The organism is Streptomyces sp. NPDC058619 (assembly GCF_042717785.1).
Classification (GTDB): domain Bacteria; phylum Actinomycetota; class Actinomycetes; order Streptomycetales; family Streptomycetaceae; genus Streptomyces.
Window position 1 is genome coordinate 1 of sequence record NZ_JBHXQN010000001.1, and the last position, 24486, is coordinate 24486.

The window sequence follows — 24486 nt, forward strand, 5'->3', positions numbered from 1 at the left end:
TGCTGTCGCGAGGGTGTCCAGGTCCGTCTTCACACACTGACATTGGACGCCCTCGTCCTATGTCCGCAGGCCATCCCTTGGACTCACTCATCTAGTCTCCTGGCATGTACGCCACCGAAACGGCCCGCGGCCGCATACGGGTCTGGACCGCGCTCCCGTCCCCCAGCGGGGCATGGCTCGCCTTCGGCACGGTCCTCGCGGTCATGGTCCCTCTGTGGCTGCTGACCGTCCTGGTCACCGAGGTCTCGGAGCACGTGGAACGCTGCTCGCACGGCATGATCGGCCCCGGCGGCGCCTTCCGCGTGGAGGGCACGGTCTTCCCGTACGACGACACGTGCGTCTACCCGGACGGTACGGAGCTGTCGGCGATCGGCGCCCTGGCGTACGCGTGGTGGTTCTTCCAGGCCGTCCTGCTCCTGCTGCTGATCGGCGCGTTCGCCCTGGAGTTCGCGCACCTGCGCCGCCCGGGCTCCCGGCGCCGCTTCGGCGTCCTGACCGCCGTCTCGGGCGCGCTGCTGGTGGTGGCGTACGCGCTGGCCTCCCCGCCGGTCCTGTCCTGCCGGCTCTCCGAGACCGCCGCGCGGACGGCGTTCCCGCCGCAGACGACCTGCTCGGGCGCGCTCGGCACGCGGGACCTGGTCCCCGGCTGGCTGCCCGTGCTGATCACGGTCCTGCTGGTGACCCTCGCGGCCTCGGCGACGGGAACGGCCTGGCGCCGCCCGGCCGGCCGGGGCCGGTCCTAGGGGGGGCTCACGTCACCGACCGGCGGCGTGGCGAGCTCGAACCACACCGCCTTCCCGATCCCGCACTCCCTCGGGTACGCCCCCCAGCTCCCCGCCAGCGCCGCCACGATCCCCAGACCCCGCCCGGACTCCGCCAGCGGCCGGGGCTCCCGCGGGACGGGCAGCTCCCGCCCGGCGTCGAGCACCTCCACCCGCAGCCGCTCCCCGTCGAACCGGCACCGCACCCAGATCTCCCGGCCGGGGACGCGGGCGTGCCAGCAGGCGTTGGCCATCAGCTCGCTGAGGAGCAGGACGGCCGTCTCGGCGGTCTCGTCCGGCAGCTTCCACTCCCGGGCCTGGGCGGCGAGACGGGCACGGGCGCGGGGGACGCTGATGGGCGCGCGGGGGTAGCGCCACTCGATGGGGTGATCCATGGTCCATACGGTGGCGGCCGGGGTAGGGGCCGGGCGAGCAACAGCGCGTAGACGGGGGTTGTTTGTACACGCGCGGTACCGGCGGCAAGAGGGGGGAGGGACCGATGACCGAGGCATGGCGATACGGCGGCAACCAGGTCAGGCTGTGGCGCACGGAGGCGGGCAGGAGCCGGGAGGAACTGGCGGCCGAGTCGAACTACGACCCGGAGACGGTCAAGTCGATGGAACTGGGCCGCAGGCGGCCGACGATGCAGCTGCTCCAGACGGCGGACCAGATGTTCGGCGCGGGCGGGAAGCTGGTGGCGGTCGCCGAGTACATGAAGCCGGAGCCGTTCCCGAAACGGTCCGAGGAGTTCATGGCGGCGGAGGCGGAGTGCTTCGCCTTCAACAACTACGAACCGCTGCTCATCCCGGGCCTGCTCCAGAGCCAGGAGTACATGGAGGCGCTGATGGGAGACAGCTCCCCGCCGATGGACACGGAGACGATAGAAGAGCGCGTCGGCAAGCGTCTCAAACGCCAGGAGGTCATGGCCCATCGGATCCGGACGATCTACGGTTTCATCATCGGCGAGGCCGCCATGCGCACGGAAGTCGGCGGCACGGAGGTCATGCGACGCCAACTGCACCACCTGTTGAAGCTCAGCGAGCTTCGCAACGTCTTCATTCAAGTCCTCCCCATCGGGCGGGCCTGTGGAGCGGCCCTTCTGGGGCCGCTCGTGCTGATGGAGACCCCTGAACATCAGCTGTGGGCCTGGGCGGACGGCCAGGAAACGACGGCGATGTACTCCCACCGGGACAAGGTCAGCGCCCTCACGCAGACACATGGCATGATCCGGATGAACGCCCTCGGCGCGGCTGATTCGGCGGAGTGCATCAAGAAGCTCGCGGAGGAACTATGAGCAGCGATCTAGCGTGGTTCAAGTCCAGTTACAGCGACGACCAGGGCAGCGCCTGCATCGAAGTCGCCCTGGACTGGCGCAAGTCCACGTACAGCGACAGCCAGGGCGCCAACTGCGTCGAGGTCGCCGCCTGCCCCCACACCGTCCACGTCCGGGACTCGAAGCTCGGTGCGGCCGGTCCCCGGTTTTCCGTGCCGGCGGACGCCTGGGGCGTGTTCCTCGGCGGGGTCGCCACCCGTTCGGGGGATTGATTACCGTAACGGTGGCCTGACAGCTCCCTGAACCGCTACCAACAGAGCGGGGAAGGGGGACGGTTGAACACGAACACCCACGAGCGGGACCGGGTCCGGCGCAGTGAGAACGGGCCGTTCCTGCTCGCGCAGGTACTGGCGGACACCCTCGTGACCATCGGCCGGCAGCGGCAGTCCGATGCGCGCGAGGGCCGCCCGGCCGTGTGCCGGCGCTGCGGCGAGGCCGCGTACTGGCACCGGACCGTGCACGGCCGGTGGGTCCTGATCGAGCCCGGCGAGGCGCCCTGCCATCTCGTCCCGGAGGGCAAGCGCTGGCGCATCGCGGGGGACGGCACCGCCCTCAACCTGGGCCGGGCGATCCCCTCGGACACCTGCCGGGTCAGCCACTTCGACGTGTGCGCTCAGGCCGTCGCCTCCCGGGCGGGGGCCGCGACGGCGCTGTAGGTGCGGCCCCCGGCCTCGTAGTCGCCGAGCGGGGTCATGCCGAAGCCGTCGACGTGGACCCGCCAGGACGGCGCGTTGTCCGCCTCGATGAAGGCGACGACGGCCTCGGCGCACGGTCATGGCCGGCGCGTCGGCTTCGGTGGCGTGTCGGTAGCGCATGCGGCTGACACTGCGCCCCGCCAGAGGTTTGCTGAGGCGCCTCCCTGCAAACTCCGGCCAACCGACCTAAAGGGACACCGGCGCGCATTGTTCGCGCACCTACTGATCTAGCCGCACGCGGGCCGAGCTCACCGGTGGTCGTAGACGGTGACGCCCACGTCGCGCGCGCACAGCGCGCCGGTGACGAGGGGCTCGACGCACGCCCAGGTGCCGCCGGCCAGACCGGTGCCGATGCGTGGCATGTGGACGCTCGCGCCGAGCTCCTCGGCGTGGCCGGCGAGCGCGGTGAGGCAGCGCTCCAGCGCGTCGTAGCGGATCGGGGGGCCGCCGCTGCCGGTGCGCATGCCGCGCTGGCCGACCATGTTCGCCACCCAGACGTCGGGCCTGACCCGCACCACCTGCACGGCGCCCAGCCCGAAGTCGTTGTCGCTGCGGGACCGGTGCCAGGCCCGGTACGCGGCCTCCGGCTCGGGCCAGCGCCGCGAGACGGCGAGCACGAAGCCCTTGCCCCAGCCGCCGAGGTCGTTGCAGACGTGGGCGATGACCTTGGGGCCCTTGGCCTGGGGGCTCGTCGCGTCCCCAGCGATGATCTTGAGCGGCTTCATGGGGTGCAACCGTAGGCGGGAGGACCGACAGCGGCGCTTGCGGGCCGGGTCCGTTGCGCCAGGACGCCCGGACCGCTTTAATGAATGAGCAGTCATTTATTAATCCGCCACGGCGCCTCGTCGGCGGCACTGGAGGTACGGACCCATGGCCGGACGCCCCCGCGGCATCGACGACACGGCGATCCTGCGCGCAGCCGTGCGCGTCATGGGCCGGACCGGGCCCGCGCGCCTGACGCTCGGCGCGGTCGCGGACGAGGTCGGGCTGGTGCCCGGGACGCTCTCACAGCGGTTCGGGTCCAAGCGTGGCCTGCTGCTGGCCGTCGCCGAGCACGGCGTACGGGAGCTCGCCGAGCTGCCCGCGCGGGTCCGGGCCGAGCACCCTTCGCCACTGGCCGCATTGGCGGCCCTGACCGCCGGGGCCTGGGACGGGGTGACGACCGCGGAGGAGTACGCGCACCACCTGGCGTTCCTGTGCGCCGACCTCGCCGACCCGGAGTTCCGGCGCCTCGCCCTCGCCTCCCAGCAGGCCGAGGAGGCGGCCGTACGCACCCTGCTGGACGAGGCCGCGGCCGCCGGCGAGCTGCGCCCGGGCACCGATCCGGCCCGGCTGGCCCCTGCGGTCCGGGCGGCCGTCACCGGGGCCGGGCTGCTGTGGGCCGTGGACCGCGAGGGCACCTTCGCGGGGCGCCGGCGCGCCGCGCTCGACGCGGCCCTCGCCCCGCACCGACGAGAGGAAACACCGTGACCGCCACAAGCACCGCGCACCCGCCGAACGTCCGGCGGCGCGCCTTCCGTACGGCCGTCACCATCGGCGTCAGCCTGGACGGCTTCATCGCCCGCGAGGACGGCGACATCGACTGGCTCACCACCCGCGGCGAGGAGGCCGGGGACACCGGCTACGACGCGTTCATGGCCGGGATCGACACGCTGGCCATGGGCCGCAAGACCTATGAGAAGGTGCTGACCTTCGGGTTCTGGCCGTTCGAAGGCAAGCGGGTGCTTGTCCTGAGCACGACGCTGACCGACGGTGACCCGCGGGTCACCGTCCACCGCTCCCTGGACGCACTGCTGGACGCGCTGACCGCCGCGGGCGCCCGCAGCGTCTACGTGGACGGCGGCCGGCTCGTACGGACCTTCCTGCGGGAGGGCCTGCTGGACGAGCTGATGATCACCACCGCGCCCGTCCTGATCGGCTCCGGAATTCCGCTGTTCGGCGAACTCGGCGGCCGGGACGTCGCCCTCACGCTGCGTTCCACGCGGGCCCTGGGCGCGGGCTTCACCCAGGCCACGTACGCACTCTGAGCCGGTCGGACCCGAGGGGGCGCGGGGCGGACCCGAAGGGGGTGTCGAGCGGCGGAGGTGACGAGCGCAACACGCTTCGCGGCGCGCCGCCCCGCCCCACCCGTTCCGCAGGCCGGAGCGCGGACCCGGCCCCGGATTCCAAGGGTGGACCTCACCCCGACCCACCCATTGCCCGAAACGGGATATTTCACCCTCCGGCCTTCCCTCGGAATGCCGGGGACAGGCCGCACCGGGGGCCCGTAAGCTCCCGTCATGCAGGTGATCCAGTCAACGAAACTCGCCAATGTCTGCTACGAGATCCGCGGACCCGTCCTCGAAGAGGCGATGCGGCTCGAAGCGGCAGGTCATCGCATCCTCAAGCTCAACACCGGCAACCCCGCGGCCTTCGGCTTCGAGTGCCCGCCGGAGATCCTTGAGGACATGCTCCGCAACCTGGGCACGGCCCACGGGTACGGGGACGCGAAGGGGCTGCTCTCCGCGCGCCGCGCGGTCATGCAGCACTACCAGACCAAGGGCATCGCACTGGACGTCGAGGACGTCTACCTCGGCAACGGCGTCTCCGAGCTGATCCAGATGTCGATGCAGGCGCTGCTCGACGACGGCGACGAGGTACTGGTTCCGGCGCCGGACTACCCGCTGTGGACGGCCTCGGTCTCCCTCGCGGGCGGTACGGCCGTGCACTACCGCTGCGACGAGCAGTCCGACTGGATGCCGGACCTCGCCGACATCGAGCGCAAGATCACCGACCGCACGCGCGCGATCGTGATCATCAACCCGAACAACCCGACCGGCGCCGTCTACGACGACGAGATGCTGCGCGGGCTCACGGACATCGCCCGCCGCCACAACCTGATCGTCTGCTCGGACGAGATCTACGACCGGATCCTGTACGACGGCACCACCCACACGAACACGGCCGCGATCGCGCCCGACCTGCTGACGCTCACCTTCAACGGGCTCTCCAAGAACTACCGCGTCGCCGGGTTCCGGTCCGGCTGGATGGCGGTCTGCGGCCCGAAGAAGCACGCGGCCTCGTACATCGAGGGCCTCACGATCCTGGCGAACATGCGGCTGTGCGCGAACATGCCCTCGCAGCACGCCGTGGCCACCGCACTGGGCGGCCGGCAGTCGATCGAGGACCTGGTCCTGCCGGGCGGCCGCATCCTGGAGCAGCGCAACGTCGCGTACGACCTGCTGACGCAGATCCCGGGCGTCACCTGCGTGAAGCCGAAGGGCGCGCTGTACGCGTTCCCGCGCCTGGACCCGTCCGTCTACAAGATCAAGGACGACCGGCAGATGGTCCTGGACCTGCTGCGGGCCGAGAAGATCATGGTCGTGCACGGTACGGGCTTCAACTGGCCCGACCCGGACCACTTCCGGATCGTGACGCTGCCGAACGCGAAGGACCTGGCGGACGCCGTGACGCGCATCGGGAACTTCCTGGACGGCTACAGCCAGCCGTAGGAGGACCCGGCGGGGCCGGGCAGGAGCCCGGTCCGGCCGGTCCCGCACGGGGCGTGCCCACATGTCAGGATCGAACTCAACTTTAGACGCGTTCCAATGTAGGATGGTCCCCTGACTCACGCAGGAGGCGTCCTCATGTACGAACCGAGCCGCACCAAGTCGGTCGTCCGCATGGGCGGCAACCGCGCCGGATACCCGCGGAGCAGCCGTGGCGAGGCGCTGGACATCCAGCTCGCCGGCCACCTCTCCGCCCTCCTGGCCGTGACGGACGAGCTCGGCCTCGACGAGGCCGCCGCCCGCATCGCCGGCCAGGTGGAGCGGCTGCGCGGAGCCCAGTCGGCCCGCGCCGCCCTGCCCGGGACCCCGGACACCGCCGCCGCCCTGCACCAGCGCGCCCACGACCTCGCCGCCCGCGCCCTGCTCGTCGCCGCGTCCCGCGCCGACACCACGGTCGCGATCCTCGCCGCCGAGCGCATAGACGCCCACGCCGCCGCCCTGGAGTCCCTGGACCTGGCCGGCGCCCACTGACGGCCCCGGTCCGGGGCCGCGGAGGCTCCGGACCGGGCGCCATAACCTTGCGGGGCCGCTTCGCGGTATCCCGCACACACCCTCGCCCCCGCTCAGGGGCCGGCCGGGGTCGCTGGCGCGTCCGGGGTGAACGTCGCCTCCGCCGCCCCGCACCACGGGACCGACTCCGGGGGCCAGACCGGGCCCAGGGCCTCCGCGTGTTCCGTCGCCGCCGGTGCCACCCCCGGGATCCGGACCAGGGACCGGGCCGTGCGCCCGCCCGGCCGGGCCTGCGCGGAGTCGCGGAACTCCACCGTCACCACGTACGCCCCCGGCCCTCCGGGACGGCCCGCCGCGTCCACCGCTGCCACCACCCGCCGGCTTGCCGGATCGATTCGGCACCCGGTGACCCGTACGTCCTCCAGGGCGGCCCGCGGCGGCGACGCCGCGGGCGGTCCTCCGCCGCTGGCCCACACGTACAGCGCCAGCGGGGCGAACACCAGCAGCCCGGCCAGCGTCACCAGCCCGACCAGCCAGCCCTGCCACTTCAACGCGCTCACGCCCATGCGACGATCCTCCCGGGCCGCCGCCCCTCCCACCAGCACCCGCGGGCCCACACAGCATTTCGAAGTGGGACCGCCTGGACACCTGACGTTCATTCGACCCGCCGTGGAATGTGGGTTTCCGCGAGCACGCTGCACCCGTGAGACGCATCCTAGGAATCCTCCTGGGCCTCCTCCTGATCGGCGGCGTGGCAGCCGTCGTCCTCGCCAAGGGGCAGGACCCAGAACCCACGGCAACGAAGACCGTGCGCGGCGTCATCGGGTCGGAGAAGTCCGAGTTCTTCCGCGACCCCGGCGTCGTCAAAGCCCTCGCCGCACAGGGCTACACCGTGAAGGCCGAAACCTCCGGCTCCTGGGCGATGGACCAACTCGCCCTCAAGGAATACGACTTCGCCTTCCCCAGCAGCAGCGAGCCGGCCAAGGAGATCGCGGCCGCGGCGGGCGTGAAGGGCGCCCAGGAGGCGAAGCCCTTCTACTCGCCGCTCGTCGTCATCGCCCGCGCCAACGCCGCCGAGGTCCTCACCGCGGGCGGCCTCGCCAAGCGGACCGGCAAGAACTCCGGGACTCTCCTCATGGGTCCCTTCCTCAAGGCCGCCGGCGAGGACCGCACCTGGCAGCAGCTGACCGGCGCCGCCGCCCACGCCGAGCTGACCGGCACGGTGTTCGTCAAGACCACCGACCCGGCCACGTCGAACTCCGGCGCGCTCTTCCTGGCCGCCGCGTCCACCGTGGCGAACGGCGGCAACCTCGTCGCCGACGACGCCGCCATCGACCGCACCGCGCCCCTGATGCACAAGCTGATCTCCGTCCAGGGCGCCCTGGAGCCCAGCACCGACGCCCCGTTCCGTGCCTTCATCAGCGGCAGCGGCGAACCGCTCATCCTCGTGTACGAGTCCCAGGTCGCGGCCATGCTCCTGCAAGGGCAGCAGCCCCAGGACATGGTCGTGCTCTACCCGGACACCACCGTCAACACCGCGCACACCTTCGTGCCGATCAGCGACGCCGCCCGGGACCTCGGCACCCTCCTCGCCACCGATCCCGGCCTGCGCGACCTGGCCCTGCGCCACGGGTTCCGCCCCCAGGACGGCGTGCCCGCGTTCACCGCGGCCACCGCACAGCACACCGACTACCTCAACCCGGGACTGACCGGCATCCGCCAGGTCGGCACCCCGACCGTCAAGAACCTGATGGCGCTGGCCGCGCGCGCCAAGGGCCAGGGGGACACACCGTGACACTGACACCGCCCGAGGACGCCCCGCTGCTCCTCACCGCACCCGAGCCCGTCGCCCCCGTCCGCCGGGAACAGGCCGCCGGCCTCGTCCCGCTCCAGGACGGCGTCCGCGAGGAGATGGCCCGCAGGGCCGGGGAGTACGTCGGCTCGCTCGCCGGGATCGACGCCCGCTCCCCCGAGTTCGCGGAGCGGATCGCCGAGATCGCCGGGCTCGGATCCGCCGACGTCCGCTCTGCCGCCCAGCAGTCCAACCGGATGCTGGAGCGCACCGTACGCTCCCTCGGCTCCTCCGGGGCGGGCGGCGACGCCCAGGCCCGCGTGGCCGGCTCCCTCGTCGAACTGCGGCGCACCGTCGAGGACCTCGACCCGCGGGACACGCCCGCCAAGGGGGTGCGGGGGCTCCTCGCGAAGCTGCCCGGCGGCAACCGGTTCCGCGACCACGTCGCCCGGTACGCCTCCTCGCAGGCCACCCTCCACGCGATCGTGGGCGCGCTCCGCAGCGGCCAGGACGAACTGCGCCGCGACAACGCCGCCCTGCACACCGAACGGGCCCGCCTGTGGGAGACCATGGGCCGGCTCCAGGAGTACGCGGTCCTCACCGAGGCCCTGGACGCGGCCGTCGTCCAGCGGATCGCCGAGGCGGAGGCGACCGACCCGCGGCAGGCCGACGCGCTGCGCGCGGACGTCCTCTTCCCGGTCCGGCAGAAGCACCAGGACCTGCTGACGCAGCTGGCGGTCTGCGCGCAGGGCTACCTCGCGATGGACCTGGTCCGCCGCACCAACGAGGAGCTGGTCAAGGGCGTCGACCGGGCCGCGACGACCACCGTGTCCGCGCTGCGGATCGCGGTGATGCTGGCCTCGGCGCTCGACCGCCAGCGCCAGGTGATCGACCAGGTCAACGCGCTGAAGGGCACCACCGAGGACCTGATCCGGGGCAATGCCGAGATGCTGTCGACGCAGAGCGGCGAGATCCAGCGGATCGCGGCCGACCCGGCGGTGGGGGCCCAGACGCTGCGCGCGGCGTTCGCCCAGATCTACACGACGCTCGACGCGATTGACTCCTTCAAGGTGCAGGCCACCGAGAACATGGCGGCCACCGTGGAGTCCCTGGCGGGCGAACTGCAGCAGGCCTCCGCCCGCATCGCGCGCACCCGCACCGCGGACGCCCTCGACGGCGGTGCGCGATGAACCCGCTCCGGCCGGGCGGCCGGCTCCGCCGGGCCCCGCTGGCCCGCGTCCTCGCGCTGGTCGCCCTCGTGGCGGCGAGCGCCTGCACCCCCTCCTCCCCCGCCGGGCCCGCCGGACCGGAGGGGCCCGGCGGCTCGAAGCCCACCGCGTACAAGGAGGGCACCCTGCGGGTCCTGGCCTCCAGCGAGCTGGCCGACATGCAGCCGGTGCTCGACCGGGCGAAGAAGGCCACCGGGGTCACGGTGAAGCTGACCTGGTCCGGGACGCTCGACGCCGCCGAGCAGGTCGCCTCTGGGAAGGCGGACGCCGCGTACGACGCCATCTGGCTCTCCTCCAACGACTACCTGCGGCTGCGCCCCGAGGCGGCCGGGAAGCTCGCCAACGAGACCCCCGTGATGTCCTCGCCCGTCGCCCTCGGCGTGAAGCCGCAGGCGCTGGCCCGGCTCGGCTGGCAGCCCGGCGACGTCACGTGGTCGGCGGTCCACGAGGCGGTGGCCGCGGGGAAGCTGACGTACGGGATGACCGACCCGGTGCGCTCCAACTCCGGCTTCTCCGCGCTGGTGTCGGTGGCCTCCGGCCTGTCGGGGGCGCAGGCCGCGCTGACCGACGCGGACGTGAAGGCGGCCGCGCCCCGGCTGAAGGAGTTCTTCGCCGGGCAGAAGCTGACCTCGGGCTCCTCCGGCTGGCTCGCCACGGCCTACGCGAAGCGCGGGGACGTGGACGCGCTGGTCAACTACGAGTCCGTGCTGCTGTCCGCGAACCGGGACGCGCAGGCAGGTCTGACGGTGATCCGGCCGCGCGACGGCGTGGTCACCGCCCACTACCCGCTGACGCTGCTGACCGCGGCCCCCGCCGGGGCCCGCGAGTCGGGGCGGGCACTGACGGAGTGGCTGCGCGGCCCCGAGGCGCAGCAGGCGATCACCGAGCGGACGTTGCGGCGGCCGGTGGCGGCCGGGGTGGCGCCGGCGGCGGGCCTGGACGCGGAGAAGCGGCGGGAGCTGCCGTTCCCCGGGTCGCGGTCGGTGGCCGACGGGCTGCTGGCGAGTTACGAGAACGAGCTGCGGCGGCCCTCGCGGACGGTGTACGTGCTGGACACCTCGGGTTCGATGGCCGAGGAGGACCGGATCGGGCAGCTGAAGGCGGCGCTCACGGAGCTGACGGGCAGCGGGAGTTCGGCGCCCGGACAACGGTTCCGGGACCGCGAGGAGGTGACGCTGCTGCCCTTCGGCGACAAGGTGAAGAAGGTGCTGACGCACGTCGTGGAGCCGGGCGACCCGGGAGCCTCCCTGGACGCGATCAGGGCGGACGTACGGGCCTTGGAGCCGGCGGGGGGCACGGCCGTGTACGGCAGCCTGAAGGCGGCCTACCAGCACCTGGGGCGGGAGAACGCGGACGCGTTCACCTCGATCGTGCTGATGACGGACGGGCGCAGCGGGGACAAGGCGAAGGACTTCGACGCCTTCTACGCCTCGCTGCCCGAGGCCGGCAAGCGCACGCCGGTCTTCGCGGTGCTGTTCGGCGACTCGGACCGCGCGGAGCTCGCCCACATCACCGAGCTGACCGGCGGGCGGCTCTTCGACGCCACCGACGGCAACGGCTCGCTGGACGGGGCCTTCGAGGAGATCCGTGGCTATCAGTAGGGCGCTCCGCTTCCTGGAGTCGAAGAAGAACCTGGCGGGCTCCGCCTGCGGTGTCGCCGGGGTGGGCCTCGCCCTGGCCGGCGCGGCCGGCGCGTACTGGCCGCTGGTCGTCGCCGGGCTGTACGGGGCGGGCGCGCTGATCGCCCCGCCCGAGCGGGTCGCCCCGCCGGCGGTCCCGGACCCGGCCGAGCAGCTGGGCGTCGTACGGGAGGACCTGGGGCGGCTGCGGGAGTACCTGGCGGAGGTGGAGCTGCCGCAGGCTGCGGACGGGGCGCTGGCCGGGCTGCTGGAGCTGTACGCGGCGCTGCTCGACCCGCGGTGGGCGGCCGACGTGCTGGCCGCCGACCCGGAGGCGGCGCACGCGCTGGCGCGGGCGGTCCGCACGGACGTCCCGGAGTGCGTGGACACCTACCACCGGACGCGGTGGTGGACGCGGCTGTCACCGGGCGGCGAGTCCCCCGAACTGCACCTGGAGCGGCAGCTGGCGGTGCTCGTCGCGGAGGCGGAACGCGTAACGGCGGACCTCCACGAGATGGAGGTCCGCCGTCAGCAAACGCACACGACGTACCTGGAGGACCGGGGTCGCTCCTGATCGGCGGGTGCGGCGGCGGGAACCGCTTGGTCGGGGGTTCCCACGTTCATCGGCCCCGGGATCGGGGCGGGCGGGTCAGCCCAGGCGCTCGACGAGCGCGTGGTACTGGTCCCACAGTTCCTTGGGGGTGTGGTCGCCGTAGGTGTTGAGGTGCTCGGGGACCAGGGCGGCCTCGTCGCGCCAGATCTCCTTGTCGACCGTGAGGAGGAACTCCAGGTCGGCGGCGGGCAGGTCCAGGCCGTCGGTGTCGAGGGACGCGACCGTCGGCAGGATGCCGATGGGCGTCTCGACGCCCTCGGCGGTGCCGTCGAGGCGCTCGACGATCCACTTCAGGACGCGGCTGTTCTCGCCGAAGCCGGGCCACACGAACTTGCCCGCGTCGTTCTTGCGGAACCAGTTCACGTAGTAGATCTTCGGGAGCTTGGACTGGTCCTTGTCAGCGCCGACCTTGACCCAGTGGCCCATGTAGTCGCCCATGTTGTAGCCGCAGAACGGCAGCATGGCGAAGGGGTCGCGGCGCAGCTCGCCGACCTTGCCCTCGGCGGCGGCGGTCTTCTCGGAGGCGATGTTCGAGCCGATGAAGACGCCGTGGTTCCAGTCGAAGGACTCGGTGACCAGCGGGACGGCGGAGGCGCGGCGGCCGCCGAAGAGGATCGCGGAGATCGGGACGCCCTTGGGGTCCTCCCACTCGGGGGCGATCGTCGGGCACTGGGAGGCCGGGACGGCGAAGCGGGCGTTCGGGTGGGCCGCCGGGGTCTGCGACTCCGGGGTCCAGTCGTTGCCCTTCCAGTCGGTCAGGTGGGCGGGCGTGTCCTCGGTCATGCCCTCCCACCAGACGTCGCCGTCGTCGGTGAGCGCGACGTTGGTGAAGACGGTGTTCGCGTACATCGTCTTCATGGCGTTGGCGTTGGTGTGCTCGCCGGTGCCGGGCGCGACGCCGAAGAAGCCGGCCTCGGGGTTGATCGCGTAGAGGCGGCCGTCCTCGCCGAAGCGCATCCAGGCGATGTCGTCACCGACGGTCTCGACGGTCCAGCCGGGGATCGTGGGCTCCAGCATGGCGAGGTTGGTCTTGCCGCAGGCGGAGGGGAAGGCGGCGGCGATGTACTTGGCCTCGACCTGGCCGGAGGCGGAGGGCGGCGGGGTCAGCTTGAGGATCAGCATGTGCTCGGCGAGCCAGCCCTCGTCGCGGGCCATGACGGACGCGATGCGCAGGGCGTAGCACTTCTTGCCGAGCAGGGCGTTGCCGCCGTAGCCGGAACCGTAGGACCAGATCTCGCGGGTCTCCGGGAAGTGCGAGATGTACTTGGTGGTGTTGCACGGCCACGGGACGTCGGCCTGGCCCTCGGCGAGCGGGGCGCCCAGGGTGTGCACGGCCTTGACGAAGAAGCCGTCGGTGCCGAGCTCGTCCAGGACGGCCTTGCCCATGCGGGTCATGGTGCGCATGGCGACCGCGACGTAGGCGGAGTCGGTGATCTCGACGCCGATCGCGGAGAGCTCGGAGCCGAGGGGGCCCATGCAGAAGGGGACGACGTACAGCGTCCGGCCCTTCATGGAGCCGCGGAAGATCCCCTGCTCGCCCGAGAAGACGGCCTTCATCTCGGCCGGGGCCTTCCAGTGGTTCGTGGGGCCCGCGTCCTCCTCCTTCTCGGAGCAGATGAAGGTCCGGTCCTCGACGCGCGCGACGTCGGAGGGGTCGGAGGCGGCGTAGTAGGAGTTCGGGCGCTTCGTCTCGTCGAGCTTCTTGAACGTGCCCTGCGTGACGAGCTCCCCGCACAGGCGCTCGTACTCGGCCTCGGAGCCGTCGCACCAGACGACGCGGTCCGGCTGGGTGAGGGCAGCGATCTCGTCCACCCAGGAGATCAGTCCTTGGTGGGTCGTCGGGATGGTGGGAGCCGCGTTGTCGCGCGCCACGATTGCTCCTTGTTGAGGGGTTTGTTTGGTGTTTGCCCCGTGGGGGCTGCGACCCGGACGCTTCGCGCTCCGCTCATCCGGTGCCGACCGCACTCATCTGATCATCCGGTGGATGTGCGCATATGTCCAGAGGGCCTCTCACGTGAGCATCGCCACGTCCGTCAATCTTCCGTAAAGAGGACTGACGGAAACCTACGGACCCGTAGGTAACATGTGGACCATGACTTCTGACGCCGCCGCCGGACCGGCCGCCGAGGCCGTCCAGGCCTCCCGGGCCGCCGAGCCCTCCCCCCGGGCCGCCGAACCCTCCCCGATCGTCCAGGCCCTGGAAACCGCCGAAGCCGCCCTGGAGGCCAAGCCGCTGATGCGCGGCTGGCTGCACACCGGGATGTTCCCGGCCGTGGTGGTCGCCGGTCTGGTGCTGATGGCGTTCACGGACTCGACCGAGGCGCGCGTGGCCTGCGGCGTCTACGTCCTCACGGCCTGCCTGCTCTTCGGCGTCAGCGCCGTCTACCACCGCGGTACGTGGGGGCCGCGCGGCGAGGCCATCCTGCGGCGCCTCGACCACGCCAACATCTTCCTGATCATCGCGGGCACCTACACCCCCCTGACCGTCCTGCTGCTCCCGCCCTCCACCGGGCGGACCCTGCTGTGGGCGGTGTGGATCGCGGCCGCCGCCGGCATCGCCTTCCGGGTCTTCTGGGTCGGCGCCCCGCGCTGGCTCTACACCCCCTGCTACATCGCCATGGGCTGGGCGGCGGTCTTCTTCCTGCCCGACTTCATGCGCACCGGCGGCATCGCCGTGCTCGTCCTGGTGATCGTCGGCGGCCTGCTGTACAGCGTGGGCGGGGTCATCTACGGCATGAAGCGCCCCAACCCCTCACCGCGCTTCTTCGGCTTCCACGAGGTCTTCCACTCGCTGACGCTGGCGGCCTTCGTGGCCCACTACGTCGGCATCTCGTTGGCCGCCTACCAGCACTGACGGCCGCCTGCGACAGCGGCGGTTCCCGGCTCCGCCCCCGGCACCCGTGCCGGGGGCGGAGCCGTTCCCGTACGGCCGGCCGGGCGGGCGCGGCCGGCGCGGTACGGGTGGGCTCGGGGCCGGTGGGCTCGGTGCTGGTGGGCTCGGTGCTGGTGGGCTCGGTGCTGGTGGGCTCGGGGCCGGTGGGCTCGGTGCCGTCACACGCCCCGGGAGGCCTCCGCCCCCACCTGCTCGGCGAGTTCGTCCGGATCCGTCGTGGGCAGCGCGCAGACGAAGTGCCGGCACACGTACGCGGTGGGCAGGCCCCCCACGAGCGTGCGCTCGGCCAGCAGGGGAAACTCCCCGCCGCTGCCGTCCGCCGCGCGCGGCATGCCCGTCGCCACGACCGCCCCGGGAGCCGTCCCCAGCAGCGCGACCCGGTGCAGCTCCGCCCGCGCCGGGTCCTCCAGGGGGCCGACCACCGCCACCTCGCGCGGCCCGTCGAGCAGCGCCTCGGCCACCGCCAGCCCGTGCCCGATGAAGCGCGGGGCGCGCGGACCGAGCGCGTGCACCACCCCGAGCGCCCTCTCGGCCGCCGTCCGGTGCGCCTGCGAACCGGTGTGCGCGGCGTACGAGAGCAACGCCCCGGCCGCCGCCGTCCATCCCGACGGCGTCGCCGTGTCGGTGGGGTCCTGCGGCCGCCTGATCAGCTGCTCCGCGTCGTGCGCGGTGTCGTACAGCGACCCGTCCTCGGCGGCGAACAGGTCCAGCACCAGGTCGACGAGGAAGCCCGCGAACTCCAGCCACACCCCCTCGCCGGTCACCGAGGCCAGCGCGAGGAACCCCTCCGCGACGTCGCCGTAGTCCTCCAGCACCCCGGCGTTCGCGCCGACGCGGCCGTCCTTGCTGGTCCGCGCCAGCCGGGCGCGGCCCGAGCTCACGTCGAAGTGGACCCGCACCAGCAGGTCGGCGGCCTCCGTCGCCCGCTCCACCAGGTCGGGCCGGTCGAAGTAGGCCCCGCACTCGGCGAGCGCGGCGACGGCCAGCCCGTTCCAGGCCGCCACGACCTTGTCGTCCCGCCCGGGCGCCGGGCGTTGCGACCGCGCGGCGAGCAGCCGCTCCCGGATGGAGGCGATCCGCCGGGCCTGCGCCGCGGGACCGTCCTGGGGCAGCTGGAGCACGGAGGCGCCGTGCTCGAAGGTGCCCTCCTCGGTCACCCCGAAGCAGGCGGCGGCCAGGTCCGCGTCGTCCTCCCCGAGCACCTCCCGCAACTGGGCGGGCGTCCACGCGTAGTACGCACCCTCGACGTGCTCGCCGGTCAGCGGGTCCGCGCTGTCGGCGTCGAGCGCGGAGGCGAACCCGCCGTGCTCGGTGCGCAGCTCCCGGACCATGAAGTCGGCGGTCTCCAGGGCCACCCGCCGCGCGAGGTCGGACCCGGTGGCCCGCCACAGGTGCGCGTACACCCGGCACAGCAGGGCGTTGTCGTACAGCATCTTCTCGAAGTGCGGGACGACCCACTCCCGGTCCACCGCGTACCGCGCGAACCCGCCGCCGAGCTGGTCGTAGATGCCGCCCCGGGCCATCGCCTCGCACGTGTCGGCGGCCATCTGCAGCGCGCCCTCGGCCCCGGTGCGCGCGTGGTGGCGCAGCAGGAACTCCAGCACCATGGACGGCGGGAACTTCGGCGCCCCGCCGAACCCGCCGTGCACTGAGTCGTACTCCCGCGTCAGCCCGAGCAGCGCCTGCGCCAGCTCCCCGGCCCCCGGGGTCCCGGCCTTGCCGTAGTCCAACTGCCGCCCGGCCAGGTCCCGTACGATCCGCCGCGCGACCTCCGCGACCTCCTCGGGCCGCCCTACCCAGGCGGCCCGCACGCCTTCGAGGACCTGCGTGAAGGAGGGCATCCCGTGGCGGGGCTCGGGCGGGAAGTAGGTCCCGAAGTAGAACGGCTCGGCGTCGGCGGTCAGGAACACCGTCATGGGCCAGCCGCCCTGCCCGGTGGCGGCCTGGACGGCCTCCATGTAGACGGCGTCGACGTCGGGCCGCTCCTCGCGGTCCACCTTGACGTTGACGAAGTGCTCGTTCATGTAGGCGGCGGTCAGCTCGTCCTCGAAGGACTCGTGCGCCATGACGTGGCACCAGTGACAGCTCGAATATCCGACGCTCAGCAGCACGGGCACCCCGCGCTCGCGGGCCTCCGCGAAGGCCTCGGGGGACCAGGGCCACCAGTCAACCGGATTGTCGGCGTGCTGGAGGAGGTAGGGGGACGTCTCGTCAGCAAGGCGGTTCGACATGGGCTCATCCTCGCTCACACGGGCGACGGGAGCTGTCCGCGGCACGGCCGGCCCAGCCTCCCGCCAGGCCCGGCGCTGTCGGCGAGGCCCGCACGGGCCCTGCCTCGCCCGCCCGAAATCGGGCGCCACGGACCGGATCGTGGAGGTGGACCAGTACGCCAAGGCCGGCATCCCCTTCTACTGGCGGGTCGAGCAGGCCGCCACCGGCGTGCCGATCGTCTACACCCACGTCCTCGACCCCGCCACCAAGGCCTACCGGGACGGGGAACTGTTCACCGGCGCGATCAGGACCGCCGCGCCCTTCTCCGTCACCGTGGACCTGGGAACCGTCTGACCGCGCCGGAAGCCCGTCGAGGGGCGCCCGGTCAGGGGCGCAGCAATGGGGTCAGGGCGCGGGTCCAGGTGGCTCGGGCTTCGGGCCAGGTCGTGGGGCAGGTCGCGCGGGCCGGGGTCGCGAGGTCGGTGTGCCGGGCGGGGGCCTCGCCGTAGACGGCGCAGCGGTGGGACTCCGCGCGCTCGGCGGGCGGGGCGTGTTCGTCGTCCGGGTCGGGGGCGGGGCCGGCCGCGGCGGCGAGGTCGTAGGCGCGGGCCGCCGTCAGGAGGGTGTCCGCGCCCGCCCGGCCGCCGCGGAGCAGCATCAGGCGGGCGAAGCGGTCGGCGGCGTCCTCCTCGGCGCGGTCCCCTTCGGCGGGGAGGCCCAGTGCGTCCAGGAGGGCGTGGCCGGCTTCGTGGTGGACCGTCTCGCGGACGATCTCGGCGAGTTCCGCGTCCCGGTTCTTGTCCGAGTTCCCGTTCGGGTGTGGGGCGTCGGCGGCCGCGAGGAGGGCGCGTTCCTCGGTCAGGTCGTCGTAGCAGAGCTCGATGCGGCGGGTCTTCGGGTCGTAGCCGCTGCCCTCGCCGTCGCAGGAGCGGGCGACGACGGCGACCTCGTGGGGCAGGGCGAGGTAGGCGTTGAGGTCGGCGAGGGCCGGTTCGACGATCCGCCCGTTTCGGAGGAAGAGGTGGTGCGCGCGGTCGGCGGCGGCCGGTTCCCCGTAGCGCAGCGTGAAACCCGTAGCCGTCTGTTGCGGCGCCGGGCCGGCGCATCCGGACGCCGCCGGCAGTAGCGCCGCGGCGCACAGCGCCAGGGTCCCCCACCGTCGGCTCATGGGGTCAGGGTAGGCCGCCGGGGCGGGCGACGGGCCGTCAGTTCCACTCCTGAACGTGCCGATTGGCTCTGATCTCGCTCAGATTTCCTCGCGTTGGCGTTCCTCACCCACGACACTTGGGAATCGACTCGACCGGAACTCTCGGAGGGGGACGCCGATGCGGGACAGCCATCGCGGTGAGGCCGAGCTGCTGTTGGGACGGGCCGTGGACGAGGAGGTCCGGCGGGGCTCGGGAGCGGCGGGCGCGCCGGTCGACAGGACCGCGCTGCTGGCCCGCGGCAGGGAGACGCTGGACGCGTTGTCCGCGAGCGCGGCGCCGGAGTACGAGGCGTACGTACGGGCCCTGGACGAGGCGGCGGCCGGGGACGAGTCCCTGGGGCAGGCCTTCCGGCGGGGCAACGCGTCGACGGCGCTGCTGGCGGTGGCCGTTGCGGCGGCCGCCGCGGTCGGGACCGATCTCGCGCTCGGGGTCGCGGTCGGCGCCTCGCTGACCGCGGGGGCCGTCGTGGGCGTCGCCGGGGCGGCGGCCACCGTGGCCAGGGTGACGGCGGTGCACGTGCCGGCCGCGAACCGGCGGGCCGGGGAGCTGGGCCGGCCGGGTGGCGCCGAGCAGCTGCGGCTGCAGTGGCTGAGGGCGTTGGAGGTGCGCGGGATACGGCCGTTCCTGGAGCAGCAGCGCGCGGTGACCGCGGCGGCGCGCGCGCCCCGGACGGCCCCGCGCCCGGCGCCGGCGCCGCTGCGCGGGACGGACCGCAGCGCGGAGGCCCGGCGGCGCAGCGTGCTGGAGCAGTCGTTCGGGCAGCTCCCGGAGCCGGCGGGGCTGTTCGCGGGGCGGCGGGCGGAGCTGACGCGCGTCGCGCAGTGGGTGCGGGCGGCGCGGGCCAGTACGGAGACCCGGCCGGTGGTCGTGGTGCTGCACGGCGAGCCGGGGGTGGGGCGTACGGCGCTGGCGCTGCGGGCGGCGCACGCACTGCGGGACCAGTTCCGCGGTGCGTGCGTGGTGGACCTGCGGGGCGGCGGATCGGAGGTTCCGCTGTCGACGCGGGAGGCGCTGCTGCACCTGCTGAACCGGCTGGGCGCGCCCCGGGAGCAGCTCCTGTTCCGCGAGGGGGCTTCGGCGGAGCAGCAGGTGCGGCGGCTCGCCGAGCTGTACCACCAGTACCTGCGGGGGCTGCCGGTGACGGTGGTGCTGGACGACGCCGTGGACGCGGAGCAGGTACGGCTGCTGGTGCCGGAGCGGTCGGAGAGCCTGGTGCTGGTGACGGCGCGGGAGCCGCTGGCGCTGCCGGCCGGGCTGTCGGCGTGGGTGCACCAGCTGCCGGTGGAGCGGCTGGCGGAGGCGGAGGCGCAGGAGCTGGTCCGGTCCGCGGCCGCGGAGCCGGGGCCCGCGCGGCCCGCACGGTCCCCGGAGCCCGGCCGGGTCAACGGCCGCCCACCCGGCTCCGGCAGCACGACGGGCTCCGGCACGACGAGCCCCGGCAGCACGACGGCCTCCGGCACGACGAGCCCCGCGCCCACCCCCACCCCCGCCCCCGCCCACACCCACACCGTCGACCCGGCGGCCGCCGCCGCCGCGGTGCGGCTGGGCGGCGGGCTCCCGCTGGCCCTGCGCATGCTGGCCCCGCTGGCCCGCGCCGGCCGGGTGCCGGCCGCCGAGGGCCCCGGCGCGCCGGACGGCGGGCATCCGGTGGAGCGCGCCCTGCGGGCCGCCGACGCCCGCCTCGCCGAACCGGCCCGGCAGTTGCTGCGGCTGCTGCCGCTGGCCGGGCGGGCCTCCCTGGGCGGGGCCGCGGCCGCCGCGCTGGCGGACGTACCGGAGCAGGCGGCGCTGCGCACGCTGGAGGAGCTGTGGGAGGCGGGGCTGATCGAGCGGGTGCGCGGCCAGCGGTTCCGGATGCACGACGCGGTACGGGCGTACGCGGCGGCCCGGCCGGCCTCGGACGAGGAGCGGGCGCGGGCCTCGGCGGCCCACGAGCGGCTGATCCGCAACTACGCGCAGCTCGCGGACTCGGTGATCCGGATGGTCGACGGCAAGATGTCGACGCGGGCGAACCACTTCGGCGGGCACGGATTCACCTCGCTGGACGCGGCGCTGCGCTGGCTGGACGACGAGTCGAGCGTGATCACGGCGGCCCTGCGGCACACGGAGGGCGTGGACCAGCAGGCGGTGCTGGACCTGCTGGGCGCACTGTGCGACTTCTGCCTGCTGCGCGGTGACCTGTACCGGCTCGGGGAGATCGACGAGCTGACGCGGGCGGTGGCCGCGGGCCACTCCGGCGGCTCCGGGGAGCAGCCGGGGCGGCTGGTCCGGTCGGTGCAGTGGCGTACGGGCATCGCCGCGCGCCAGCTCGGCGAGCTGGACAAGGCCAAGACCACGCTGACCTCGGTGGTGGACCAGTACATGGAGGCCCACCAGGAGGCGGGCGCCGCGATGGCGCTGGTCTCGCTCGGGATCACCCTGCACCACCAGGGCAACCTCCCGGAGGCGGCGGTCCGCATCAGGGAGGCCCTCGTGCTCCAGGAACCGGCGGAGCTGGCGGGCGACCGGGCGTGGGGGCTGCACGCGCTGGCGGCCGTCGAGCGCGACCTGGCCCACCTGGGCGAGGCGCTGTCCCTGCTGGAGCGGTCGCTGGTCCTGCACCGGGAGAGCGAGAGCGTGCACGGTGAGGCGTGGGCGCACTTCCAGCTCGGCCAGGTGCACCTGCGGCTCGGCGACGTGCCGCGGGCGGAGGCGGAGCTGCGCCTGGCCCTGGGCCTGTACGGGCGCACGCGCGACGACCGCGGCGAGGCGTGGGCGCTGACCCAGCTGGGCCGTGCCCGGGTGGTGGACGGCGATCCGGGGCCGGCCGTGGAGCGGCTGACCGAGGCGCTGGCCCGGCACCGGGACGCGGAGGACGCGCGCGGCGAGGCGTGGACGCTGTACTACCTGGGGCAGGCGCTGGAGGAGGGCGGGGAGCGCGACCGGGCGGTGCGCGAGCTGGAGCGGGCCCGGACGATGTTCTCGCGGATGCGGGACGTGTACGGGCTGGCGCACGCCCGCCACCACTCGGGGCGCGTGACGCGGGACCAGCGGGCGGCGCAGACGGGCAACCTGAAGAACTCCGGCTTCGCCCGTCAGCTGCTGGTGGACGCGCGGGCGGACTTCCGGCGGATCGGGCTGGCGCACGGGGAGGCGTGGACCTGCCTGGAGCTGGCGGTGGTGGACGCGGGGAACGGGCGGGTCTCTCAGGCGCTGGGGCTGTGCGAGGAGGCGGTGCGGCTGTTCGTCTCGTACGGGGACCGGCGCGGGGAGGACTGGGCCCGCTTCCTGCGGTGCACGCTGCTGCCGTACGCGGTGCCGGGCGCCCCGGAGGAGGCGCGGGCGGAGCTGTCCCGGCTGTCGGCGGCCCCGCACCCGGCGCGGGACCGGCGCCTGGAGGACTGCCTGGAGACGTACGGGGTGGTCCTGGGGCGGGGGGTGGACCCGGCGGAGGGCTGGCAGGCGTGGCGCCTGGGCCTGGTCCCGAACCTGCACGCGCGGGAGATCATGGGCGTCCCGGTCCCGTCCGCGCCGCGTTGAGCGCTCGTACACCTCGTCCCGGCTCATGCCGAGGATCATGCGCACGGCGGGCCCCCGGCCGCCCAGCGGTTTCGGCGGGGCGGCGGGACCGGGGTCGGCCTACGGGGCCCGGGTGCCCTCGGCGGACGCCGCCGGGGCGGCCGGGTCGGGGGCCTCCTGGAAGTCGACCCGGCCCATGTGCCGGCTCATCGACTTCATCAGGCCCCACACGCCGAGGGCGAGGGCCGCGAACACGAGGAATCCGAGGATCCCGGGGGTCACCTTGTTCTTGTCGAAGGTGTCCCCGGCCAGCGGAAGGAGCTCGTTCAGTGCTGCCTGCGTAGCGCTCATAGCTACGCATTCTCCCGGATGCCCGCGAAGAGGTCGGACTCGGGGAGGGAAGTGTCGACGAGCGACTTCGCCAGCTCGTACTCCTCCGTCGGCCAGATCTCCTTCTGGACGTCCATCGGAACGCGGAACCAGCCGCCGTCGGGGTCGATCTGCGTGGCGTGCGCGATGAGGGCCTTGTCGCGGATCTCGAAGAAGTCGGCGCAGGGGACGTGGGTGGTCAGGGTCCGCTCCGTGCGCTCGAACTCCTTCCAGCGCTCCAGCCACTCCCCGTACGGGGACTCCATGCCGCGGGCCAGGAGGGCCTCGTGCAGGGCGATGGTCCGCGGCTTGTTGAAGCCCTGGTTGTAGTAGAGCTTCTGCGGCTGGTAGGCGGGGCCGAACTCGGCCTCCGGGTACTTCACGGTGTCGGTCGCGCCGTCGAACGCCACCATCGTGATCTTGTGGGTCATGATGTGGTCGGGGTGCGGGTAGCCGCCGTTCTCGTCGTACGTGGTGACGACCTGCGGCTGGAAGGCGCGGATCTTCTTCACCAGGCGCCCGGCCGCCTCGTCCACGTCCGCCAGGGCGAAGCAGCCCTCGGGGAGCGGGGGCAGCGGGTCGCCCTCGGGGAGCCCGGAGTCGACGTAGCCGAGCCACTCCTGCTCGATCCCGAGGATCTCGCGCGCCTCGTCCATCTCCTTGGCGCGGACCTCGTGGATGTTCTCCTCGATGTACTTGTCGCCCTGGAGCTTGGGGTTCAGGACCGAGCCCCGCTCGCCGCCGGTGCAGGTCACGACCAGGACGGGCACCCCCTCGGACACGTACTTGGCCATGGTGGCCGCGCCCTTGCTCGACTCGTCGTCGGGGTGGGCGTGCACGGCCATCAGTCGAAGCTGCTCGGTCAAGACGGGATCCTCTGCAATTCGGTGATGACGACGTCTCTATAGTGACTGAATCGGGGGATGGAAAATTCCGGGGGTGGCCCGCAGGGGCCGAGCCTGCGGGCCTCGCTGAAGGGACGATCGATGAGCACGGTGCGCCAGGGGCTGCCCGAGGGCCGGTACGGCCGGTCGGCGGACGAGCGCGCGGACCGCAAGCTCAAGATCATCGGGTCGGTGCTGGGCGTGGCCCTGCTGGGCGTCGTCGGATGGATCGGCTGGGGCTACGTCGCGGGCAAGAGCGTCAGCGCCGAGGTGATCAAGTTCCAGGTGGTCTCCGACACCGAGGTGAAGGTCCACCTGGAGGTGCGCAAGGAGGCCTCGGTCACCGGGGTCTGCACGCTGAGCTCCCAGGACGAGGGGCACGGCGAGGTCGGCCGGGCCGACTTCACCTTCGCCCAGCCGTCGGGGCGCGTGGACGAGGTGGTCTCGTTGAGGACGACCAGCCGCGCCACGATGATCGAGCTGGTCGCGTGCCGGCCGGCGGCCTCCGGCCCCACGGGCTGACGCCGCCGCCGCGCCCGGGGTCACCGGGCGTCGCACGGAGGCCGTCAGGAGCGGCGCGGTACCCGCCGGAGGGCTTGCGGGGCGCGGTGCGCCGGGCTCCGGGCGGCAGGATTCGTACTCCTGCGCGGGTGGTGTCGCGGGCGCCCCGGGCGGGCAATGAACCCCCTGGGTCCTCCCCCTTTTCTTCCCGAATTGTTAGGCTCGTGGTTTCGCCCGCCGCTGGCGGCCTTGTAGTCCCCTGTACCGACGAGGAGCACCCGTGACCCAGACGAGCGAGAGCGTCACCTGGCTGACCCAGGCGGCGTACGACCAGCTGAAGGCGGAGCTGGACTACCTCTCTGGTCCCGCCCGCACGGAGATCGCGACGAAGATCGCAGCCGCCCGCGAGGAGGGCGACCTGCGCGAGAACGGCGGTTACCACGCGGCCAAGGAGGAGCAGGGCAAGCAGGAGCTCCGCGTGCGCCAGCTCACGCAGCTCCTGGAGAACGCCAAGGTCGGCACGGCGCCCGCCTCGGACGGCGTGGTCGCCCCCGGCACGCTCGTCAAGATCGCTTTCGACGGCGACGAGGACGACACCATGGAGTTCCTGCTCGCCTCGCGCGAGTACGCCTCCTCCGACTTCGAGACGTACTCCCCGCAGTCCCCGCTGGGTACCGGCGTGATGGGCAAGGCGATCGGCGAGGACGGCGAGTACGAGCTGCCGAACGGCAAGAAGGCCTCGGTCAAGATCCTGGACGTCAAGCCGTTCACCGGCTGACCGCCCCACCCCCTTCGTACGCGACGATGCCCGGCCGGGTCCTCCCGGCCGGGCATCGTCGCGTGAAGCGCCGGGCGTAAAGCCCTGCGCACTGGGCGCCGGGC

The 24486-nt window shown here is 73.2% G+C and carries 24 protein-coding genes and 1 pseudogene; 17 read left to right on the top strand and 8 right to left on the bottom strand.

Features of this window, described 5'->3' with window-relative positions:
* The first annotated feature begins 104 nt into the window (after positions 1 to 104).
* Entirely contained in the window at positions 105 to 743 is a 639-nt protein-coding gene (locus ACFWTC_RS00005) for a hypothetical protein (RefSeq protein ID WP_383920142.1), read from the top strand.
* Here the strand turns inward: ACFWTC_RS00005 and ACFWTC_RS00010 are convergent.
* Positions 740 to 1156 carry an ATP-binding protein gene (locus ACFWTC_RS00010; protein WP_384026042.1) on the bottom strand — a complete coding sequence of 139 codons (417 nt, stop codon included), beginning with the start codon at positions 1154 to 1156 and terminating at the stop codon, positions 740 to 742. The two genes, ACFWTC_RS00005 and ACFWTC_RS00010, sit on opposite strands and share 4 nt — an antisense overlap.
* A gap of 104 nt (positions 1157 to 1260) precedes the next feature.
* Here ACFWTC_RS00010 and ACFWTC_RS00015 point away from each other — a divergent pair, with 104 nt between their 5' ends.
* The 3 genes from ACFWTC_RS00015 to ACFWTC_RS00025 all read left to right on the top strand — a co-directional run bounded on the left by ACFWTC_RS00015 (position 1261) and on the right by ACFWTC_RS00025 (position 2750).
* On the top strand, positions 1261 to 2055 hold the full coding sequence (locus ACFWTC_RS00015; RefSeq protein WP_384026038.1) for a Scr1 family TA system antitoxin-like transcriptional regulator: 795 nt from the start codon (positions 1261 to 1263) through the stop codon (positions 2053 to 2055).
* Positions 2052 to 2306 carry a DUF397 domain-containing protein gene (locus ACFWTC_RS00020; RefSeq protein WP_384026035.1) on the top strand — a complete coding sequence of 85 codons (255 nt, stop codon included), beginning with the start codon at positions 2052 to 2054 and terminating at the stop codon, positions 2304 to 2306. Before ACFWTC_RS00015 ends, ACFWTC_RS00020 begins: the two co-directional genes overlap by 4 nt.
* Before the next feature lie 63 nt (positions 2307 to 2369).
* Complete coding sequence (locus ACFWTC_RS00025; RefSeq protein WP_383920153.1) at positions 2370 to 2750, top strand: DUF6083 domain-containing protein; 381 nt, start codon at positions 2370 to 2372, stop codon at positions 2748 to 2750.
* Positions 2751 to 3037: 287 nt separating this feature from the next.
* On the opposite strand, the gene ACFWTC_RS00030 is transcribed toward ACFWTC_RS00025, so the two are convergent.
* Entirely contained in the window at positions 3038 to 3514 is a 477-nt protein-coding gene (locus ACFWTC_RS00030) for a macro domain-containing protein (protein WP_383920156.1), read from the bottom strand.
* A 145-nt stretch (positions 3515 to 3659) separates the two neighbouring features.
* Here ACFWTC_RS00030 and ACFWTC_RS00035 point away from each other — a divergent pair, with 145 nt between their 5' ends.
* The 4 genes from ACFWTC_RS00035 to ACFWTC_RS00050 all read left to right on the top strand — a co-directional run bounded on the left by ACFWTC_RS00035 (position 3660) and on the right by ACFWTC_RS00050 (position 6808).
* Positions 3660 to 4259, top strand: a complete 600-nt coding sequence (locus ACFWTC_RS00035; protein ID WP_383920158.1) for a TetR/AcrR family transcriptional regulator — start codon at positions 3660 to 3662, stop codon at positions 4257 to 4259.
* Positions 4256 to 4816: a dihydrofolate reductase family protein gene (locus ACFWTC_RS00040; protein ID WP_383920161.1), complete on the top strand. Its 561-nt coding sequence runs from the start codon at positions 4256 to 4258 to the stop codon at positions 4814 to 4816. Before ACFWTC_RS00035 ends, ACFWTC_RS00040 begins: the two co-directional genes overlap by 4 nt.
* A 252-nt stretch (positions 4817 to 5068) precedes the next feature.
* Positions 5069 to 6280 carry a pyridoxal phosphate-dependent aminotransferase gene (locus ACFWTC_RS00045; RefSeq protein ID WP_383920164.1) on the top strand — a complete coding sequence of 404 codons (1212 nt, stop codon included), beginning with the start codon at positions 5069 to 5071 and terminating at the stop codon, positions 6278 to 6280.
* A gap of 135 nt (positions 6281 to 6415) precedes the next feature.
* Positions 6416 to 6808 carry a hypothetical protein gene (locus ACFWTC_RS00050; protein WP_384026032.1) on the top strand — a complete coding sequence of 131 codons (393 nt, stop codon included), beginning with the start codon at positions 6416 to 6418 and terminating at the stop codon, positions 6806 to 6808.
* Positions 6809 to 6900: 92 nt separating this feature from the next.
* Here the strand turns inward: ACFWTC_RS00050 and ACFWTC_RS00055 are convergent, their stop codons facing one another.
* Positions 6901 to 7347: a hypothetical protein gene (locus ACFWTC_RS00055; protein ID WP_383920170.1), complete on the bottom strand. Its 447-nt coding sequence runs from the start codon at positions 7345 to 7347 to the stop codon at positions 6901 to 6903.
* A gap of 143 nt (positions 7348 to 7490) precedes the next feature.
* On the opposite strand from ACFWTC_RS00055, the gene ACFWTC_RS00060 reads away from it, so the two are divergent.
* The 4 genes from ACFWTC_RS00060 to ACFWTC_RS00075 are packed head-to-tail and all read left to right on the top strand — an operon-like array spanning position 7491 to position 12001.
* Entirely contained in the window at positions 7491 to 8582 is a 1092-nt protein-coding gene (locus ACFWTC_RS00060) for a hypothetical protein (protein ID WP_383920173.1), read from the top strand.
* The gene (locus tag ACFWTC_RS00065; RefSeq protein WP_383920176.1) at positions 8579 to 9769 is read left to right on the top strand and encodes a toxic anion resistance protein; all 1191 of its coding nucleotides are present in this window, start codon (positions 8579 to 8581) and stop codon (positions 9767 to 9769) included. Before ACFWTC_RS00060 ends, ACFWTC_RS00065 begins: the two co-directional genes overlap by 4 nt.
* The gene (locus ACFWTC_RS00070) at positions 9766 to 11409 is read left to right on the top strand and encodes a substrate-binding domain-containing protein (protein WP_383920179.1); all 1644 of its coding nucleotides are present in this window, start codon (positions 9766 to 9768) and stop codon (positions 11407 to 11409) included. The genes ACFWTC_RS00065 and ACFWTC_RS00070 overlap by 4 nt, the downstream gene beginning before the upstream one ends.
* On the top strand, positions 11396 to 12001 hold the full coding sequence (locus ACFWTC_RS00075; protein WP_383920182.1) for a hypothetical protein: 606 nt from the start codon (positions 11396 to 11398) through the stop codon (positions 11999 to 12001). Before ACFWTC_RS00070 ends, ACFWTC_RS00075 begins: the two co-directional genes overlap by 14 nt.
* Positions 12002 to 12076: 75 nt before the next feature.
* Here ACFWTC_RS00075 and ACFWTC_RS00080 read toward each other — a convergent pair whose 3' ends face one another.
* On the bottom strand, positions 12077 to 13912 hold the full coding sequence (locus ACFWTC_RS00080) for a phosphoenolpyruvate carboxykinase (GTP) (RefSeq protein WP_383920185.1): 1836 nt from the start codon (positions 13910 to 13912) through the stop codon (positions 12077 to 12079).
* 220 nt (positions 13913 to 14132) lie between these two features.
* On the opposite strand from ACFWTC_RS00080, the gene ACFWTC_RS00085 reads away from it, so the two are divergent.
* A complete protein-coding gene (locus tag ACFWTC_RS00085; RefSeq protein WP_383920188.1) occupies positions 14133 to 14894 on the top strand; it encodes a hemolysin III family protein in 762 nt (253 codons plus the stop codon).
* Between the two features lie 197 nt (positions 14895 to 15091).
* Here ACFWTC_RS00085 and ACFWTC_RS00090 read toward each other — a convergent pair whose 3' ends face one another.
* The gene (locus tag ACFWTC_RS00090) at positions 15092 to 17164 is read right to left on the bottom strand and encodes a thioredoxin domain-containing protein (protein ID WP_384026029.1); all 2073 of its coding nucleotides are present in this window, start codon (positions 17162 to 17164) and stop codon (positions 15092 to 15094) included.
* A gap of 112 nt (positions 17165 to 17276) precedes the next feature.
* Between ACFWTC_RS00090 and ACFWTC_RS00095 the strand changes: the two are divergent.
* Positions 17277 to 17498, top strand: a pseudogene (locus ACFWTC_RS00095) (Uma2 family endonuclease); the annotation flags it as partial.
* Positions 17499 to 17529: 31 nt separating this feature from the next.
* Here the strand turns inward: ACFWTC_RS00095 and ACFWTC_RS00100 are convergent.
* The gene (locus ACFWTC_RS00100; RefSeq protein WP_383920194.1) at positions 17530 to 18312 is read right to left on the bottom strand and encodes a DUF4344 domain-containing metallopeptidase; all 783 of its coding nucleotides are present in this window, start codon (positions 18310 to 18312) and stop codon (positions 17530 to 17532) included.
* Positions 18313 to 18469: 157 nt separating this feature from the next.
* On the opposite strand from ACFWTC_RS00100, the gene ACFWTC_RS00105 reads away from it, so the two are divergent.
* Complete coding sequence (locus ACFWTC_RS00105) at positions 18470 to 21871, top strand: tetratricopeptide repeat protein (RefSeq protein WP_383920196.1); 3402 nt, start codon at positions 18470 to 18472, stop codon at positions 21869 to 21871.
* Between the two features lie 99 nt (positions 21872 to 21970).
* Here ACFWTC_RS00105 and ACFWTC_RS00110 read toward each other — a convergent pair whose 3' ends face one another.
* Both ACFWTC_RS00110 and mca read right to left on the bottom strand, forming a co-directional pair.
* Entirely contained in the window at positions 21971 to 22201 is a 231-nt protein-coding gene (locus tag ACFWTC_RS00110) for a hypothetical protein (RefSeq protein ID WP_383920199.1), read from the bottom strand.
* 2 nt (positions 22202 to 22203) lie between these two features.
* A complete protein-coding gene (gene mca / locus ACFWTC_RS00115) occupies positions 22204 to 23085 on the bottom strand; it encodes a mycothiol conjugate amidase Mca (RefSeq protein WP_383920202.1) in 882 nt (293 codons plus the stop codon).
* 120 nt (positions 23086 to 23205) lie between these two features.
* On the opposite strand from mca, the gene ACFWTC_RS00120 reads away from it, so the two are divergent.
* The gene (locus tag ACFWTC_RS00120) at positions 23206 to 23625 is read left to right on the top strand and encodes a DUF4307 domain-containing protein (RefSeq protein ID WP_383920204.1); all 420 of its coding nucleotides are present in this window, start codon (positions 23206 to 23208) and stop codon (positions 23623 to 23625) included.
* A 259-nt stretch (positions 23626 to 23884) separates the two neighbouring features.
* On the top strand, positions 23885 to 24382 hold the full coding sequence (greA, locus tag ACFWTC_RS00125) for a transcription elongation factor GreA (protein WP_383920207.1): 498 nt from the start codon (positions 23885 to 23887) through the stop codon (positions 24380 to 24382).
* Positions 24383 to 24486 lie beyond the last annotated feature (104 nt).

Excerpts from the sequence above, each read along its gene's own strand:
- ACFWTC_RS00005 (WP_383920142.1), top strand. The coding sequence starts at position 105 with ATGTACGCCACCGAAACGGCCCGCGGCCGCATACGGGTCTGGACCGCG.
- ACFWTC_RS00010 (WP_384026042.1), bottom strand. The coding sequence starts at position 1,156 with ATGGATCACCCCATCGAGTGGCGCTACCCCCGCGCGCCCATCAGCGTC.
- ACFWTC_RS00015 (WP_384026038.1), top strand. The coding sequence starts at position 1,261 with ATGACCGAGGCATGGCGATACGGCGGCAACCAGGTCAGGCTGTGGCGC.
- ACFWTC_RS00020 (WP_384026035.1), top strand. The coding sequence starts at position 2,052 with ATGAGCAGCGATCTAGCGTGGTTCAAGTCCAGTTACAGCGACGACCAG.
- ACFWTC_RS00030 (WP_383920156.1), bottom strand. The coding sequence starts at position 3,514 with ATGAAGCCGCTCAAGATCATCGCTGGGGACGCGACGAGCCCCCAGGCC.
- ACFWTC_RS00035 (WP_383920158.1), top strand. The coding sequence starts at position 3,660 with ATGGCCGGACGCCCCCGCGGCATCGACGACACGGCGATCCTGCGCGCA.
- ACFWTC_RS00045 (WP_383920164.1), top strand. The coding sequence starts at position 5,069 with ATGCAGGTGATCCAGTCAACGAAACTCGCCAATGTCTGCTACGAGATC.
- ACFWTC_RS00050 (WP_384026032.1), top strand. The coding sequence starts at position 6,416 with ATGTACGAACCGAGCCGCACCAAGTCGGTCGTCCGCATGGGCGGCAAC.
- ACFWTC_RS00070 (WP_383920179.1), top strand. The coding sequence starts at position 9,766 with ATGAACCCGCTCCGGCCGGGCGGCCGGCTCCGCCGGGCCCCGCTGGCC.
- ACFWTC_RS00085 (WP_383920188.1), top strand. The coding sequence starts at position 14,133 with ATGACTTCTGACGCCGCCGCCGGACCGGCCGCCGAGGCCGTCCAGGCC.
- ACFWTC_RS00090 (WP_384026029.1), bottom strand. The coding sequence starts at position 17,164 with ATGTCGAACCGCCTTGCTGACGAGACGTCCCCCTACCTCCTCCAGCAC.
- ACFWTC_RS00100 (WP_383920194.1), bottom strand. The coding sequence starts at position 18,312 with ATGAGCCGACGGTGGGGGACCCTGGCGCTGTGCGCCGCGGCGCTACTG.
- ACFWTC_RS00105 (WP_383920196.1), top strand. The coding sequence starts at position 18,470 with ATGCGGGACAGCCATCGCGGTGAGGCCGAGCTGCTGTTGGGACGGGCC.
- ACFWTC_RS00110 (WP_383920199.1), bottom strand. The coding sequence starts at position 22,201 with ATGAGCGCTACGCAGGCAGCACTGAACGAGCTCCTTCCGCTGGCCGGG.
- ACFWTC_RS00120 (WP_383920204.1), top strand. The coding sequence starts at position 23,206 with ATGAGCACGGTGCGCCAGGGGCTGCCCGAGGGCCGGTACGGCCGGTCG.